Source organism: Roseateles aquae (genome assembly GCF_032337115.1).
Classification (GTDB): domain Bacteria; phylum Pseudomonadota; class Gammaproteobacteria; order Burkholderiales; family Burkholderiaceae_C; genus Roseateles_C; species Roseateles_C aquae.
Genome location: NZ_JAVXZY010000035.1, coordinates 1 through 1,659, shown reverse-complemented (window position 1 = coordinate 1,659; position 1,659 = coordinate 1). Strand labels below are relative to the sequence as shown.

Below are 1,659 nucleotides of genomic sequence, written 5' to 3'. Positions count from 1 at the left end.
GCGTCAGCGGCAATCGACAGACAGTCGGAACGCCCGTCGCCATTGAAGTCGCCCGGCAGATCGCAGGTCGTTGCCGCGTCAATGGCCGTGAAATTGCCATCGCCGTTGTTGCGATACGCTGCAGACATCGCGTACTTGGGTGAGAGTCCGACAAGATCAACCAGTCCGTCACCATCGACGTCCACCAGGTTCTTGGGCTGGCCAATACCTGGTGAGACATAGGGCGACACATACAGCGTCGTATCCTTCAGACTGGTCGCGAGTTGCTCGTAGCTGCCGTCAGGCTTGGCATGCCAGTACTTGGTGCAACCCTCAGCCGGACAGAGTGTTGGCGCGGACTGAGTCATGAACTCCGCTCGCACCGTCGTCAGGATGTCTGGCATACCATCACCATCGACATCGAATATAAAGAAGTTCGCGCCTCGTTTGTATCCAACGGTTACGCACCTTTGCGCGAGCGGATCCTTACCGGCCCCGGGTAAGGCATCACCGCTACTCGGATTCGTTGACCCAGGAGTAGTACTCAGAGGCTCGCATTCCTTGATGGCTGTGCTCGACTTGCGTTCCAGCGCCGGGCCATTCCATGGCTTCTGCGTGAAGGTGCCGTTACCGTTATTGATGAATACCAGCACCGGCCCTGAGTCCGCGCAGGCCTTGCCATCCAGGCTGTTAGGCCCGCTATAACGCAGCATGTCAGGCAAGCCATCGCCATTCAGATCCATCACCTGCGTGTAGTAGCAGCTGTCGCTCTTGTAGAGGTTTTGCGTTGTGATGTTGAAGTTGCTGTCGCGGCTGAAGGTGCCATCCCCATTGCTGCGCCAGAGCTGGTTGTCGGCAGGCGTGTCACCCCAACGCAGCAGGCTTTGCCGACCCTCACCATAGAAGTCGGCGTTGATCACGCCAAGCTTGCCCGTCAGCTCGCGCATCACCAGCGTCTCAAATCCGGTCGTCGATGGCGCTGCCGCGTAGCTGGCACCACTCGCTGGCGCGCTGTAGGCAAACTTGACCGGCTGTTGGCACAGCGTCTCTTGCTTGCCGGCACATTCGATGATGCTGCTCACCAGGCTGCGCTGGGTGGCTGGGCTGATGTCGTAGCTCAGCTTGACCGTGTTGACTTTGATGGCGCTCGCCGGCGGTGCTACCAACGCACCACTGGCGCTGAAGCCAAGGCTGCTGCCGTCCCAGTTGATATAGCTGCGCACGGCCTTGAGGCGCCAGACGCTGACGTTCTTGCTGCCTTGGTGATACGCCTCCGAGCGATCCTGCCCGGCGGGCCTATCTTCATACTCCAGCACCAGCTTGTTGCTAGGCCCTTGTTGCGCATTGCCGGTGTACTGGACTTCGAACAATCCCCACTCATGGCCGCTGCGCGGGCTGCCCGCCGTTGGGCCCGTGCCCCAGGCCACATCGCGTTGGGCGTAGAAGAAGTCGATGTAGTTTCCCAGGGTATCGCTGATCCGATTGACCGCCCAGGCCACCGCCACCGTGTCACTGCCGGCCGCGCTCTTGGCTCGCACCAGCGCATTGCTGCGGGTATTGCCGCCGGGCGTGGCGCCGTAGTCGTAGACCTGCCCGCTCTTGGTCCAGACCCTGAAGTAAGCCGCGCCGTTGTTCACATCGCCACCGGCCGCCCCATAGGCGCGGATGCGCGAGTAGCTG

At 61.0% G+C, this 1,659-nt stretch carries 1 protein-coding gene; it reads right to left on the bottom strand.

Annotation, left to right across the window (positions count from 1 at the left end; all coding sequences use genetic code 11):
* The coding region (locus RQP53_RS24630) for an FG-GAP repeat domain-containing protein (protein WP_315653382.1) at positions 1-1,659 on the bottom strand (1,659 nt) is incomplete at both ends.